The organism is Pantoea sp. X-Soil-ISGK-355, assembly GCF_059730805.1.
This window is the reverse complement of sequence record NZ_AP035971.1, coordinates 179,608-194,237: the sequence shown is the minus strand read 5'-3', so window position 1 is coordinate 194,237 and position 14,630 is coordinate 179,608. Positions and strand designations below refer to the sequence as shown.

Annotated in this window: 11 protein-coding genes, 4 tRNA genes, 1 other RNA gene and 1 pseudogene; 1 reads left to right on the top strand and 16 read right to left on the bottom strand. The window is 56.4% G+C overall.

Annotated elements, in window-relative coordinates; genetic code table 11:
* Nucleotides 1–2 precede the first annotated feature (2 nt).
* Nucleotides 3–1,199: a protoheme IX biogenesis protein HemY gene (gene hemY, locus AC6I8J_RS00815; protein ID WP_161733892.1), complete on the top strand. Its 1,197-nt coding sequence runs from the start codon at nt 3–5 to the stop codon at nt 1,197–1,199.
* Nucleotides 1,200–2,742: 1,543 nt separating this feature from the next.
* On the opposite strand, the gene AC6I8J_RS00810 is transcribed toward hemY, so the two are convergent.
* From AC6I8J_RS00810 to wecA, 16 genes and pseudogenes are all read right to left on the bottom strand, one after another.
* A non-coding RNA gene (locus AC6I8J_RS00810) (RtT sRNA) lies at nt 2,743–2,872 on the bottom strand.
* A gap of 32 nt (nt 2,873–2,904) precedes the next feature.
* Nucleotides 2,905–2,981: transfer RNA gene (locus AC6I8J_RS00805), tRNA-Pro, on the bottom strand.
* 20 nt (nt 2,982–3,001) lie between these two features.
* Nucleotides 3,002–3,088, bottom strand: a tRNA-Leu gene (locus tag AC6I8J_RS00800).
* Between the two features lie 16 nt (nt 3,089–3,104).
* Nucleotides 3,105–3,180 (bottom strand) — tRNA-His (locus tag AC6I8J_RS00795).
* Nucleotides 3,181–3,278: 98 nt separating this feature from the next.
* Nucleotides 3,279–3,355 (bottom strand) — tRNA-Arg (locus AC6I8J_RS00790).
* Nucleotides 3,356–3,513: 158 nt separating this feature from the next.
* Complete coding sequence (gene wecG / locus AC6I8J_RS00785) at nt 3,514–4,254, bottom strand: lipopolysaccharide N-acetylmannosaminouronosyltransferase (protein ID WP_440829996.1); 741 nt, start codon at nt 4,252–4,254, stop codon at nt 3,514–3,516.
* Nucleotides 4,255–4,279: 25 nt separating this feature from the next.
* Nucleotides 4,280–5,623 carry an ECA oligosaccharide polymerase gene (gene wzyE / locus AC6I8J_RS00780; RefSeq protein WP_161733888.1) on the bottom strand — a complete coding sequence of 448 codons (1,344 nt, stop codon included), beginning with the start codon at nt 5,621–5,623 and terminating at the stop codon, nt 4,280–4,282.
* Nucleotides 5,620–6,687 (bottom strand): TDP-N-acetylfucosamine:lipid II N-acetylfucosaminyltransferase, encoded by a 1,068-nt coding sequence (gene wecF / locus AC6I8J_RS00775; protein WP_497825000.1) that lies wholly within the window; start codon nt 6,685–6,687, stop codon nt 5,620–5,622. The genes wzyE and wecF overlap by 4 nt, the downstream gene beginning before the upstream one ends.
* On the bottom strand, nt 6,684–7,934 hold the full coding sequence (gene wzxE, locus AC6I8J_RS00770) for a lipid III flippase WzxE (protein WP_161733884.1): 1,251 nt from the start codon (nt 7,932–7,934) through the stop codon (nt 6,684–6,686). The genes wecF and wzxE overlap by 4 nt, the downstream gene beginning before the upstream one ends.
* On the bottom strand, nt 7,934–9,064 hold the full coding sequence (gene rffA / locus AC6I8J_RS00765) for a dTDP-4-amino-4,6-dideoxygalactose transaminase (RefSeq protein ID WP_033784417.1): 1,131 nt from the start codon (nt 9,062–9,064) through the stop codon (nt 7,934–7,936). Before rffA ends, wzxE begins: the two co-directional genes overlap by 1 nt.
* Complete coding sequence (rffC, locus tag AC6I8J_RS00760; RefSeq protein ID WP_222924758.1) at nt 9,051–9,758, bottom strand: dTDP-4-amino-4,6-dideoxy-D-galactose acyltransferase; 708 nt, start codon at nt 9,756–9,758, stop codon at nt 9,051–9,053. Before rffC ends, rffA begins: the two co-directional genes overlap by 14 nt.
* Nucleotides 9,736–9,855, bottom strand: a pseudogene (locus AC6I8J_RS00755) (glucose-1-phosphate thymidylyltransferase 2 RmlA2); the annotation flags it as partial. The gene rffC and the pseudogene AC6I8J_RS00755, both read right to left, overlap by 23 nt.
* Nucleotides 9,856–9,939: 84 nt before the next feature.
* Nucleotides 9,940–11,199: a UDP-N-acetyl-D-mannosamine dehydrogenase gene (wecC, locus tag AC6I8J_RS00750; protein WP_497824999.1), complete on the bottom strand. Its 1,260-nt coding sequence runs from the start codon at nt 11,197–11,199 to the stop codon at nt 9,940–9,942.
* Nucleotides 11,196–12,326 (bottom strand): non-hydrolyzing UDP-N-acetylglucosamine 2-epimerase, encoded by a 1,131-nt coding sequence (gene wecB, locus AC6I8J_RS00745; protein ID WP_161733877.1) that lies wholly within the window; start codon nt 12,324–12,326, stop codon nt 11,196–11,198. The genes wecC and wecB overlap by 4 nt, the downstream gene beginning before the upstream one ends.
* Before the next feature lie 10 nt (nt 12,327–12,336).
* Nucleotides 12,337–13,410 (bottom strand): ECA polysaccharide chain length modulation protein, encoded by a 1,074-nt coding sequence (wzzE, locus tag AC6I8J_RS00740; protein ID WP_256497782.1) that lies wholly within the window; start codon nt 13,408–13,410, stop codon nt 12,337–12,339.
* 5 nt (nt 13,411–13,415) lie between these two features.
* The gene (gene wecA, locus AC6I8J_RS00735; RefSeq protein WP_161733875.1) at nt 13,416–14,495 is read right to left on the bottom strand and encodes a UDP-N-acetylglucosamine--undecaprenyl-phosphate N-acetylglucosaminephosphotransferase; all 1,080 of its coding nucleotides are present in this window, start codon (nt 14,493–14,495) and stop codon (nt 13,416–13,418) included.
* Between the last annotated feature and the right edge of the window lie 135 nt (nt 14,496–14,630).

Genomic DNA, 14,630 nt, shown 5'->3' with positions numbered 1-14,630 from the left:
GCATGCTTAAGGTATTTATCCTCTTTATCCTGCTGATAGCGGGCGTGGTGCTGGGACCGATGATTGCCGGTCATCAGGGCTACGTGCTGATTCAGACCGATAACTGGAATATCGAAACCAGCGTTACCGGCCTGGTGATTATCCTTATCATCAGCCTGCTGGTGATTCTGGCGGTGGAATGGCTGCTGCGCCGTGTGCTGCACACCGGGGCGCGTACCCGCGGCTGGTTTACCGGACGCAAACGCCGTCGCGCGCAGCGTCATACCCAGTCTGCGCTGATGAAGCTGGCAGAAGGCGATCACCGCCAGGTAGAAAAATTACTGTCTAAAGATGCCGATCACGCCGACGTACCGGTAGCGAACTACCTGCTGGCCGCGGAAGCCGCCCAGCAGCGTGGCGATGAAATTCGTGCCAATCAGCATCTTGAACGTGCTGCTGAGCTGTCTGAAAGCAATACCATTCCGGTGGAAATTGCCCGTGCTCGTATTCAGCTGGCCCGTAACGAAGATCATGCGGCTCGTCACAGCATTGATCGCCTGCTGGAAGTGGCACCGCGTCACCCTGAAGTGCTGCGCCTGGCCGAACAGGCGTACGTCCGTACGGGCGCCTGGAGTGCATTGCTGGATATTCTGCCTGCTATGCAGAAAGCGCAGGTCGGTGATGACCTGCATCGTGATGCGTTACAGCAGCAGGCCTGGCTGGGTCTGATGAATCAGGCAATGGCCGACCAGGGCAGCGATGGCCTGAAGCGCTGGTGGGGCACGCTGAGCCGCAAAACCCGTCAGGATACGACCCTGCAGGTGGCAATGGCGGATCATCTGATTGAGTGCAACGATCACGACACCGCACAGTCGATCGTGCTGGAGGGCCTCAAGCGTCATTATGACGATCGGTTGGTGCTATTGATGCCTCGCATCAAAAGCGGTAATCCGGAAGCGCTGGAAAAGGCATTACGCCAGCAGATTAAACAGCATGGCGCAACGCCGTTGCTGCACAGTACGCTGGGACAGTTGCTGATGCGTCATGGCGAATGGCAGCAGGCAGCAGACGCGCTGCAGCAGGCGCTGGCGCAGCGTCCGGATGCGTTTGATTATGCATGGCTGGCAGATGTCTATGATCGTCTGCATCGTCCGGAAGAGGCCGCAAAGATGCGTCGTGAAGGATTGTTGCTGACGCTGAAGAATAATCCCAACGTCTGATGCGGTTGTCAGACAGGTTAAAGCCGGGCTCGCCCGGCTTTTTTGTGCCTGCAATCTGCCAGTCGCATTGCGCAGGCAAAAAAAAACACCTGCCAGGGGCAGGTGCAAAATCAGGTCGGTAAGACAACCGGGAGGTACCTGACTCAACGTGGTGTCTGTTAACCCTGTAAGGCTTACGCGATACAGGCAGGCAGACAACAGGTACCTAAAATTGGCTCTGCATCATTCCCAGGTTTATGTAGCATCAGCAGACATAAGAGGTGGAATGAGCATCTACAGCAAAAGTGTTGCACAAGCCGTGCCAGGTTAAGATTTATTTTTAAATTTTATATCAATCAATATCTTAAGAAGTTGGCTAAGCCTTTCCTGAGCGAGGTACGGCAGGATGTGTCGGGATGAAGCGACAGCCATAAATTTCTCTGTCTCTGAATAGAGACAACCAGGTCATTCTCTCTTAGAAATTAACAATAACAATGACTTATCTGTCGGCAATTCACGACGCTATTGTTCCTGCTTATATTGCTAGTGGAATCAAAGCAGAGTAACTCTGACAGCAATGAATATGCTCAACGCGCAGGGAACACGGCCAGAGGAGGGAAGCGTCCCACCGCCCGGATAAAACGCCGGGAGCGTTTCTGAACAATGCAAAGCGTTGGCCCGGATACGGGCGCACCTCATGAATGAGGTGCGTAATCGCGTGGGTCGGGCGGCCATGGATGGCATTAGCGACTTTCCGATCTGACCGTGTTCCCTTCGCAGGCTCGCGCTCACCGCTGTGCGGGCTTCAGGGAGCATACGCCTTTCGCAAAGACGCAAAAGACGCCATCCATGGCAGGCTCAGCGCGGCCCATCCCTGGCCCGCGATGCTTTGCTACAGGCGTATGCTCCCTTCGCTTCACGTATGGCAGACGTATTAAGTACTTCATAAGCTTCAGAGGGTTTACAGCAATGAAGAAGCCCAACGCGCAGGGAACACGGTCAGAGGAGGAAAGCGTCCCACCGCCCGGATAAAACGCCGGGAGCGTTTCTGAACAATGCAAAGCGTTGGCCCGTTTACGGGCGCACCTCAGGGATGAGGTGCGTAATCGCGTGGGTCGGGCGGCCATGGATGGCATTAGCGACTTTCCGATATGACCGTGTTCCCTCCGCAGGCTCGCGCTCACCGCTGTGCGGACTTCAGGGAGCATACGCCTTTCGCAAAGACGCAAAAGACGCCATCCATGGCAGGCTCAGCGCGGCCCATCCCTGGCCCGCAATGCTTTGCTACAGGCATATGCTCCCTTCGCTTCACGTATGGCAGACGTATTAAGTACTTCATAAGCTTCAGAGGGTTTACAGCAATGAAGAAGCCCAACGCGCAGGGAACACGGTCAGAGGAGGAAAGCGTCCCACCGCCCGGATAAAACGCCGGGAGCGTTTCTGAACAACGCAAAGCGTTGGCCCGTTTACGGGCGCACCTCAGGGATGAGGTGCGTAGCAGAAATTCAAATCCACTTTTTTACAGACGAAAAAAAACCTGTCTTTTCAGACAGGTTTCTAAATATGGCCGGCGAGAGAGGATTACTCTGCTCTGCGAGCAGCGCCCTGCGGGCCGTTGCTGAAGCAACGTTGTCTCGCTACGCTCGGCTCAAACCTCCTCTGTCGGTCCTCATCCTCTTTCCTACAGACGAAAAAAAACCTGTCTTTTCAGACAGGTTTCTAAAAATGGTCGGCGAGAGAGGATTCGAACCTCCGACCCACTGGTCCCAAACCAGTTGCGCTACCAAGCTGCGCTACTCGCCGATTTTTTTAACTGTTTTGCCTGGTGCGAAGAGAGGGACTTGAACCCTCACGTCCGTTAGGACACTAACACCTGAAGCTAGCGCGTCTACCAATTCCGCCACCTTCGCGTTTCCCAGCAAAATCTGGGGTGGCTAATGGGACTCGAACCCACGACAACTGGAATCACAATCCAGGGCTCTACCAACTGAGCTATAGCCACCACTATTCTTAATGTTACAGGTTTAAAGCCTGCAGCATTTAAATCTCTACTGCCAACCGCGGTAAATCAACCACCGAAGCTCATGCGCACAAACGATATGGCGCGCCCGACAGGATTCGAACCTGAGACCTCTGCCTCCGGAGGGCAGCGCTCTATCCAGCTGAGCTACGGGCGCGTAGCGCCGTTGCGGATGTGCATACTAGAGATAAGCGCCCATCGTGTCTAGTGCTTTTTAAATAAAAAGACGCGTTTGATTACGCTTTGTGCATTTCGTCGACAAATAGTACATTTCCACTCTCGTGATGCCTGAAAATGCGGCATTTATCAGCAATATCAGAGATCGCCGCGCCAGTGATAGCGCAAATATTTAAGCAGTTTTAATTGCCTGCGCAGGCGGCTCGGCTGCCGAATCAGACGATAGAGCCACTCCAGCCCCAGTCGCTGCCAGATCTCAGGGGCGCGCTTCACATGACCGGTGAAAACATCGTACGTTCCACCCACGCCCATATAAAGGGCATCAGGCCAGTACGCACGGCACGCCAGCATCAGCAACTCCTGACGTGGCGATCCCAGCGCGACGGTCACCAGCTTCGCGCCGCTGGCCGCAATCCGGGCAAACAGCGCATCCTGATCGGCTGGCGCAAAATAGCCATCCTGCGCGCCAACAATATTCACATTCCACTGACGACGTAGCTTATCGCAGGTTTCATCCAGCACCTGCTGACGACCGCCGATAAGAAACACCGGCGTCCCTTCCCGCCCGGCGCGTTCCATCAGCGCTTCCCATAAATCTGCCCCCGCAATGCGCTGCACCGACGCCTGCGGATATTTTTTACGAATCGAACGCACAATGCTGATGCCATCGGCATACGCATATTCCGCTTGCGCTAACAGCGTGCGTAATCCCTCATCCCGCTCAGCGGTCAGGATCTTCTCTGCATTAATCGCCACTAAAATACCGCTGCGAACGCTCTGCGGCGGCATCAGAAAATTCACCGCCGACGGCATGTTTTCGAAGCCATACAAATCAACGCCGCGAATACGGTACTGCGGCGTCTCATTTAACGTTGTCATATCTTCCGTTAATCCCAGAGGTTAATCAAAGCGGGCTGTGCAACACCCGCCTGCTGCGGTCGCGAATTAAACCTGCGCGATCCAGTAACCAGAAAAGTAATTTAGCCATGCCCAGACAGGCAGCAAAAATGAGGCAGAAAAACACCACACGTGAGCCGAACGCATCGAGGCCCTCGCGTGCCAGTACGATCATGTTAAACACCGCGCCAAAACAGAAGCTTTGCAGGATGGCGCCGGTGTACCGGTTGGCCTCAAGGCAGCCACGCTGATAGATCGCATCAAAGGCTTTAATAATCATCCCTACCACTACCGCACCGATCGGAATCGCCCAGACGCCGCCCATCACGACCAGAGAGCCAATCAGCGTGGGTGAAATCGCCAGGCCAGAATGGTTGTTCAGCACTTCCCAGGTGAAGTAGTTGGCACTGTTCAACACCGCCAGCGGGCGATCGGGCCAGAGCCAGGTCGGAATAAACACGTAGAAATCACGCCACAGTGGTGCCAGCCCCTGAAACTCAATTTTGTCGTAGTTATCCAGCAGCCGGGCAAGATTCTCCCACGGCGAGAAGGTATCACGCGTCAGATACAGGAAGGTATAGAACGCTTCATCGCCCATCACGTCGAGGTTATAGCGGCGCAGCGCCAGCCAGAACATCCCCCCAATTGCCATCACACCCGCCGTTGCCAGCATCCACAGAGTGATCCAGCCACGGGTAATGCCGATAAACAGGAACAGGGCAAACGCAATAATGATATTGGCGCGTGTTCCGCCCACCAGTGCATACGTCAGTAAACCAAAGGCCACCGTCACGACCAAAAACAGCAGCCAGTTGCGGCGGGTCGGCCGTAAAAAGTAGGGGATCAGCATCGCCGGAATAAAGAAATAGAAGAAGCGCTTAAGCGCCACGCCCGATACTTCGCTGGAGAAAATCTGGTTATAAGCGGTCAGGCGGAACAGCAGAAAACCGTTGTGAATGAAGAACACCGTCACGGTACCCAGCGCGACCAGCGCCAGAATCACACAGGTCAGGTGGGTTTCAACCCGATTCATCTGCAGCCAGGGCTTAGCCGGAGGCGCGCTGGCCGGTTTCAGCCGCACTTTATAGCTGACGTAATAAATGGCGTAAAACGCTGTGGCCGACAGCAGCGCCTCCAGCAGATTCTCAACCGGCATCACGTCCACGTTAAAGCGAAACACCAGCACGGAGGTCAGCGGGAAGCCAAAGTAAAAGGTCAGCAGAAACAGCAGCGTAAAGAACAGATGGAAGTTAAAACGGACGCGCTTAAACTCCCGCCAGGTCAGCGTCAGAATAAAAACCAGCGACAGCAGATAGACCACCAGCAGGCCGCCAAACTGCATAAGACTCATGACAACTCCCCTTCGCTGAGCTGTAACGCGGCTCGCCAGCCTGCGAGATAACCTGGCGCAAAGAAGCCGATAGCCTGTTTATCACAGCGCATCAGCTGCCGGCGTGCCTCGGCGATCACCGCAGGCGACAGCGTATCTTCGCTGAAGAGTACCGGAAGCTGCTGCTCAGCCACATCACGCCAGAATGGGTTTTTGCGGGTCAGAACAAACGGCACGTTGGCCTGGATCAGCAGGCAAAGTGTTCCCACCCCCTGCTGACGTTCAAACATAAAATAGCCGACATGGCAGCGCGCCAGCAGCGCTAAGTAATCATCAAATGCCAGATTTTCACGCAGCAGATTCACCTGACCGTCAGGAAACAGCGTCTTTGCTGCGGCCTGAATCTGGCTGATGTACGCCTCATTGCCCGGCGGATAGCCCAGCGGCACCTCGATGCGCACCTGCTCGCCAAACTGCGCGTGAATCGCCTTTAAGCCTTCAATATGTCGGTTACTCGGATCGCCCGAATTGCCCAGCAGCAGCGTAAACGGCTCTGACGGCGCAGACTCAACGGCAGCATCCGGCATTCTGGTCGGGAAATAGAGCAGTGAACCGGGAACGCGGCGATGGCGCTGCTGATAGTGATGCAGGTCGCCTCGGGTCGCAAAAACCTGCGCAACACGTCCCTGTGCTATCCGGCGGACCAGATAGAACAGGCGAAACTTCAGGCTGCGCGAATCTTCATAGAGGTCGGCGCCCCAGACGTGCCAGAACAGCTGAGAACGGCGCAGCTTACCGCTGAGTAATGCCAGCCAGATCCACGGGTTAAACTGACCGTGGCAGAAAAAACGCTGCTGACGATTCCTGGCCCGCTGCAAAACCGCCTGCGCCAGCACTTTCTTGCTGGTAAAGCACTCAATCTGTAACGCACTGAACGGAGACAGGCTCTCTGGCTGCTGCGTCACCACCATAAAATGGCGTGGGAAAGCCGCAGGCTGCTCAACGCTGAGAACGTCATTGAAAAAGCGCAGCACCGTAAGATTGTGGTGGGGAATGTCCGATCCCAAAACGTGAATTAAAGTCATTTTTTCCGGCAGTAAACAATAAAAGCGCCACAACACAGGGCAAAGTAAGCCATATAGGTAAACATATAGGCCTGCGCCGCACCCGTCGCGCCATGTAACGGGATCAGCCAGCGTGAGAACAGGGTCAGCAACAGAAACTGGCTAATCTCAGTCAGAACATAAAAGCGCAGCGAGGCTTTGGCGATAACCAGATATCCGAAAACATAGGCACCGACTTTAAAAACATCGCCGCACAGCTGCCACACAAAAAGATCGCGCATCCCGCGAAAAGCCTGAGAGAACAGCAGGCTGATGGCGAAGTCACGCAGTACCCAGACGGCGAAGCTGGCAACCGCCACGGCGGGCAGGACAAAGCGCAGTGCACGGCCAATCTCACGTGCGATGTCGCGTTTGTTGTCGAGCCGCGCAAGCGTCGGCAGCAGCCAGACGCTAAACGTCGCGGTGATAAACTGCAGATAGGCATCGGAAATGCTGGTCACACCCTGCCACAACCCGACCTGCGCCCAGCCCTCCTGCTCTGCCAGCAGGTTACGCATCATTACCCAGGCAACCGGTAAGGTCACCGCCGTGATCAGCGCCATCAGGGTATATTTTGCCAGATTACGCGCCAGCTCAGGATGCCATTGTGGCCGCAGCCAGCTCAGCGGTAGCGGCGCACGGCGTTTCAGCATCAGTAGCGCAGGCAGCAGCAGCAAAGCTGGCACCAGCGCCAGGCCGATCAATGCGCCCTGATAACCGCCCAGCCACCAGCAGAGCAGATAGCCCGCCACGCCAGTCAGGCTGCCGAGAATCAGCGCCAGCGCATTCCCACGCGCGTCACGATAGCCCTTCAGCAGCGCCAGGGTAAAGTTGGCCCAGGCGATGCCGAGCTGAAGAAAGGCGACGACGCGGATGACGCCCTGATAGCGGTCATGACCAAACAGCGCGGTGCTGATGGGGGCTGCCGCCAGCAGAAACAGCAGCGCCAGCACGCCGGAAAAGCCCAGCACCATAGCCGATGCCGTGCCCACCATCGCCCGGAGTGGTCCGGGCTGCTGCTGATACTGCGCCACATAGGTGGTGACGCCGTTGAAGATGCCCGCGCCCGCCAGCACACCCAGCACGGTGATCAACTGCCGGAAGTTACCTGCCTGGCCAACACCTTCGGGGCCGAAGCTGACTGCCAGCAGTTTGACCACCAGCAGACCAGACACAATTTTTACCAGCGTGGACGATGCGGTCCACACTGAGGCTCTGGCTAATGACATCAGGAAAAGAAGCTCAGCAGCGAGCTGATAACCGTGCTCTGATTATTATCCGACAGGTTATAAAACAGCGGCAGGCGCAGCAGACGTTCACTTTCCAGCGTGGTGAAGCGATCGTCACCGACAAATTGCGAGAAACGCTCACCGGCAGGTGAACTGTGCAGCGGAATATAGTGGAACACTGTCAGTATCTCTGCTTCTTTCATCCAGTTGATCAGCGCCTGGCGATCGTCCTGATCGCGCAGTTTGATGTAGAACATGTGCGCATTGTGTTCGCAGCTGGCGGGGATCACTGGCAGACTGATGCGGCCCTGAGCCGCCAGCGGCTGGAGTGCGTCATAATAACGCTGCCAGATGCGTAACCGCTGCTGGTTGATGCGTTCAGCGGCTTCCAGCTGCGCCCAGAGATAGGCGGCCTGCAAGTCGGCCATCAGGTAGCTCGACCCCATATCGCGCCAGGTATATTTATCGACCTGACCCCGGAAGAACTGGCTGCGGTTGGTGCCTTTTTCCCGCACGATCTCGGCGCGCTCGACCAGGCTGGCGTCGTTGATCAGCGTCGCGCCCCCTTCACCACCGGCAGTATAATTCTTGGTTTCGTGGAAACTGAAGCAGCCAATATGACCGATGGTGCCCAGCGCACGGCCTTTGTAGCGTGACATCACGCCCTGCGCCGCATCTTCAATCACAAACAGCTTATGCTTAGCCGCCAGCGCCATGATGGTGTCCATTTCACAGGCTACGCCTGCGTAATGCACCGGCACAATGGCGCGGGTTTTTTCAGTGATGGCGGCTTCGATCAGCGTTTCATCGATGTTCATGGTGTCCGGGCGCACATCGACAAACACGATGCGCGCGCCGCGCAGCACAAAGGCGTTGGCGGTTGAGACAAAGGTATAGCTCGGCATGATCACCTCATCGCCGGGCTGCAGATCGATTAACAGCGCTGCCATCTCCAGCGAAGCGGTACAGGAGGGAGTCAGCAGCACTTTTTTGCTGCCAAAACGCTGCTCCATCCACTGCTGACAACGACGGGTGAAGCCGCCGTCGCCGCACAGCTTGCCGCTGTTCATCGCCGACTGCATATACTCAATTTCTGTGCCCACAATCGGGGGCGCATTAAATGGAATCATGACCTTTCCTGTAAAACCAGTAGGCGGTGCTGTCGAGTCGGGCACCGCTGCGTAAATAGAGGCGCATCGCCGTGAGATTACTGAGCTGGGTAGCCACCCGAAGCTGAGCCAACTGCCTTACCCGCGCCCAGTCAGCCGCCGCCAGTAGCAGTCGCTGACCCAGCCCCTGACCCTGCGCGTCAGGCATTACGCCCAGCAGGCCAATGCGAGCATCGCCATCCACCGCGCGCAGCGAAACAAATCCCTGCAGCTGACCGGTGGCATCACTGGCCACCAGACACTGATCGTCAAACGTCCCACGCACCGCATTCTCAATCCACTGCGCATAAAAACGGCCGCTGGCGTCCGGTGCGTACCAGGCCGCGCGAAAACGGCTCTGGCTGAAAAGCTGTGACGCTGCATCACGCAGTTGCGGAATCTGTGCTTCGCGCGCAATGCGAATCCCCGCCTGCCGTTCTGTCTCTTTAATCGCCAGCGTCAGGTCCGCCTCGCCTTCTGCCAGCTGGAACTGATGCTGCTGCAGCGTATCAATCAACGCCGTCTCGCTGGCAGCCACTTTCATCTGCATCAGCGCACAGGGATGATGCAGCGCCTGCTCCAGCGGAATGTCACCTTCCGGCTCCAGCCGCACGGTCTCAACACCGAAGAATGCACTTTCCCAGCTAAGGGGATTAATACTGACGTGGACGGACATGTAATAAATCCAGCAGGTATTGGCCGTAGCCGGTTTTTGTCAGCGCTTCACCGGCAGCACGCAGCTGGTCATCACTGAGCCAGTTGTTACGCCAGGCGGCCACACAGATAAGCCGTTTAAAGGATAAAGCGCACCAGAGCCGAGCCGATAAAACCGGCACCGCCCGTGATCAGAAAACGCTTCATCGCCAGACACCTTTGGTGTCGACAATCCAGTTCTGCTGAACGTCGGCGGCATCAATGGTGCGGAAGGCGCGGTGATCGACCAGCATCACCAAAATATCGGCCTGGTCCAGCGCCTGCGCGCTGGAAACCAGCTCTGCTTTGTCAGCCAGAGAATCTGCAAGCTGCTCAATGTGCGGTTCAACTATCCAGGTGGTGCCGCTGTGCCATTCGGCAATCTTCTGTGCCACGCCCACCGCCGGGCTTTCGCGCAGGTCGTCGATATTGGGTTTAAAGGCCAGGCCAAAGCAGGCAATGGTGATATCACTGGCGCGCTTGCCGGTCTGCGTCAGGCAGTCCGCCAGCGCGGTTTTCACCTGGTCCAGCACCCACTGCGGCTTGGCATCATTCACCTCGCGCGCGGTGCGGATCAGGCGGGCTAATTCGGGATTCTGCGCCACGATAAACCAGGGATCGACGGCGATACAGTGACCGCCGACGCCCGGACCAGGCTGCAGAATGTTGACGCGCGGATGGCGATTCGCCAGCGCAATCAGCTCCCAGACGTTAATGCCCTGATCGGCACAAATCAGCGACAGCTCATTGGCAAAGGCGATATTCACGTCACGGAAGCTGTTTTCGGTCAGCTTGCACATCTCGGCGGTACGGGCGTTAGTTTCAACGCATTCACCTTTTAAAAATAGCCGATAAAGCTCGCTGGCGCGGACAGAACAGGCGGGGGTCATGCCGCCAATCACCCGGTCGTTGTTAATCAGCTCAACCATCACCTGACCCGGCAGTACGCGCTCCGGGCAGTAGGCGACAAAAATATCGGGCGTCTCACCGTGCTGCGGAAAGCGCAGGTCGGGACGTGCCGCAGCCAGCCAGTCGGCCATCTGTTCGGTGCTGCCCACCGGCGAGGTCGACTCCAGAATCACCAGATCGCCCTTTTTCAGAACCGGTGCAATCGACTCCGCCGCAGCTTTTACAAAGCGCAGGTCGGGCTGATGATCATCTTTGAATGGCGTCGGTACGGCGATCAGAAAAGCGTCAGCGGCTTCAGGCTGGGTGGTGGCACGCAGGTCGCCACGCGCAACAGCCGCATGCACCACCTGATCTAAATCGGGTTCCACAATGTGGATCGCGCCACGATTGATGGTTTCTACGGCGCGCGCATTGATATCCACGCCCACCACTTTTTTTCCCTTTGAGGCAAAAACGGCTGCCGTCGGCAGCCCAATGTATCCCAGTCCAATCACAGAGATGGTTTCAAAACTCATAATTCGGCTCGGTTATCTTTTAAGGCTTGTAAAATACGACCACAGGCTTTGCCATCGCCATACGGATTATGGGCATGGCTCATCGCCTGCCAGGCCTCGTCGTCGCTCAGCAATTCGCTGACGCTGGCCACGATTCTGGCAATATCCGTCCCGACCAGTTTGACGGTACCGGCATCGACGGCTTCAGGGCGCTCGGTGGTGTCGCGCATCACCAACACCGGCTTGCCCAGTGAAGGCGCTTCCTCCTGAATGCCGCCGGAATCGGTAAGGATCAGCCAGGCGCGGTTCATCAGCCAGACAAAAGGCAGGTACTCCTGCGGTTCAATCAGAATGATATTCTCAATGCCGCTGAGTATCCGGTTAACCGGCTCGCTGACATTGGGATTGAGATGTACCGGATAGACAATCTGCGCCTCGGGATGCTGGCGGGCAACCTGCGCCAGCGCGCTGCAGATACGTTCAAAACCGCCGCCAAAGCTCTCACGCCGATGTCCGGTAACCAGCACCAGTTTCTTATCCGGGTCGAGAAACGGATAGCGCGCCGCCAGCTGTGCGTTCAGATTGCTGTCGTCCAGCACCCGATCGCGCACCCACAGCAGCGCATCAATGACCGTATTACCGGTGACGACGATGCGCGCATCGGGCAGATTCTCCCGCAACAGGTTCTGACGCGAGCGGGTGGTGGGCGTGAAGTGCAGGCGGGCAAGATGGCCGGTGAGCTTACGGTTACCCTCTTCAGGCCACGGCGAGGCGAGATCGCCGGTACGCAGACCCGCCTCCACATGCCCGACGGGGATTTGCTGATAAAAAGCCGCCAGGCTCGCCGCCAGCGTCGTGGTGGTGTCACCATGCACCAGCACGATATCCGGTTTAAAGTCGAGCAGGACGGTTTTCATGCCTTCTAAAATGCGGCAGGTGATCTCGGTCAGTCCCTGTTCAGGACGCATAATATTGAGATCATAGTCCGGTTCCAGCTTGAACAGACGCAGCACCTGATCGAGCATTTCGCGATGCTGTGCGGTCACGCACAGTCGCGATTCAAAAGCGGGATCCTGCGACAGCGCCTGCACCAGCGGCGCCATTTTAATCGCTTCCGGACGAGTACCAAATACGGTCAGAACTTTCACACTGTTTCTCTCAATCATGCGTGTCTGACATCAGACGCGGACGACGTGCCAGCGCCACACCCGCGCCTGTTAATGCCCCAACGGCACCCCACATAATCATCATGAACAGACGTCGCGGACTGTCCCGTGATACCGGCTCTTCCGGCGTACGCAGATAACGGTAGGTCTGGAACTGGCTATTCAGTTTTGGCCCGGTCTGCAGCGTGGTCAGCATTGCTCTGTTCTGATCATAGCTGATATCAAACCCCGGACCGGTGGCGCGCAGGGTATCGAGCTGTCCCTGTAAAACGGGCTGGCCCAGCAGGAACAGGTCGCTGTCTGCCAGATTCTCACCCGCTTCGCGCGTCTGTTTCTCGTTGATACCCTGCTGGCTCGCAACTTTCAGCGCCTGTTCCAGCCGATGCTGCTGGCGCTGGAATACAGCGTTAGCCACATCTTCCTGACGTTTCACCTGCGCCTGCAACTGGTCGGTACGCGCCCGCCAGGCACCTTTTAACTCATCATTCAGGTGACGAGCGGCGCGCTCACTCGCATAGGCGATGTACTGACGCAGCAGATTGTTGGCGTCGCCCGCGGTTTCCGCTTTAAGTTTGACGTTATCGGGCAGGTTATGTGCCGCGTCAGCGGGCGTGAACAGGATGTTGCCAATTAAATCGTCGAGCAGCGCGGCATCGTTATGCGCATTGCCGGTTTTACGGTTCCTGTAGTAATCCGTTTGCTGCCAGAACTCCCGACGCGTATCCCAGGAGGCAAGCTGCATGGTGAACTCCTGATAAACCTGATCCATGACCGTCGGTGACGGCGCAGCCAGCGTCAGGGCATTGTTGCGCACATCCAGATTGGTCAGGAACTGCTGCTGTGCATAGTAAGAGCCCAGCATGTTCACCGTCGGGCGATCGGTGATCGCCGTGGTGCTCCAGACCTGTTTCAGCAGCAGCGTAGCCAGCCAGGCGATCAGAGCAAACAGCAGTGCCAGCCCGACAATCCAGCGTTTACCACGCCATAAACGGCAGCTCAGGCCGCGAATATCCAGTTCGTTGTCCACAACGTCAGCAGGCATGGCAGAGGTATCCTTTTTCAGCATCGGGTTCATTTATTTTTTGCTTCGCGATGATGACTCAGACGACGCTTGATACGCCGGACGCGTCGCGCCACGCGCCACGCATGTTTCAGGCAGTAGCCATAAACCATAAAAGCGCCCAGGAACAGCAGCAGCATCACCCACTCCGGGATAAACGCCAGATATTCACCCAGTACACCGATACCGGCGAGGATGGCCGCCGCAACGGTAATCAGGACAAAGGCCTGACGCGAGGTAAAACCGGCACGCATAATCAGATGGTGGATGTGCTGACGATCAGCCGAGAACGGGCTCATGCCTTTGCGCAGGCGACGATACATAATCGCCACCATATCCATCAGCGGAATGGCTATCAGCCAAAGTGCGGTAACGGGTGTAATGGGATGGCTCAGACCCTGCGTTGTTTCCAGCAGAATCCAGATAATGGTGAAGCCGATCATGGTGCTGCCGGCATCGCCCATAAAGACTTTGAAGCGACGCCCCAGGAAGCCGAGGTTAAGCAAAATATAGGGCAGCGTGGCGGCAATCATCGCAAAACACCACATCGCCAGGCTCGTCTGGCCGTCGAAGTAGAGGATAATCCCCATTGCGGCAAAGGTGACCGAGGAGAGTCCGCCCAGCAGGCCATCGATCCCGTCTACCATATTAAAGGCGTTGATCGCAGCCCAGACGGCAAACAGCGTCAGCACATAGCCGAAGGGGCCCACGATAAGCTCGAACGGACCGACGATAAAGCCCAGGCTGAGCAGATAGAGCTTTGCGCCAAACATCATTACCAGGGCGACAATGGCCTGCACGACCGCGCGGAATTTGACGCTGATATCGAAGCGGTCATCCAGTGCACCAACCAGCACCAGAATACCGGCGCAGCCAAGATAGAGCAGCGCGTGTGGCAGATAGTAATTAGTAATGGCAAACGTAAAGCAGATACCTGCAAACACGGAAATGCCGCCCACCAACGGAATCGCGCCATGATGGCGCTTACGTGAGTTAGGCTTATCAACCAAACCAATTTTTTTAGCTGCTTTTCGAGCAAAAAAGAGGAAAGCCAGGGAAAAGAGAAAAATTAAACCAAGCTCAGTACTCATAGTGAGTAAATTCACGTTAAACGCTCTCAGCTAACATCCCGCACCACAATACGCGAAAAAGCGCGCCTGGTGCTGTGTCGGATTCCGAATTCTGCATAAAGAGACAGACGAACGGTCATAAATTCGCCATCACTA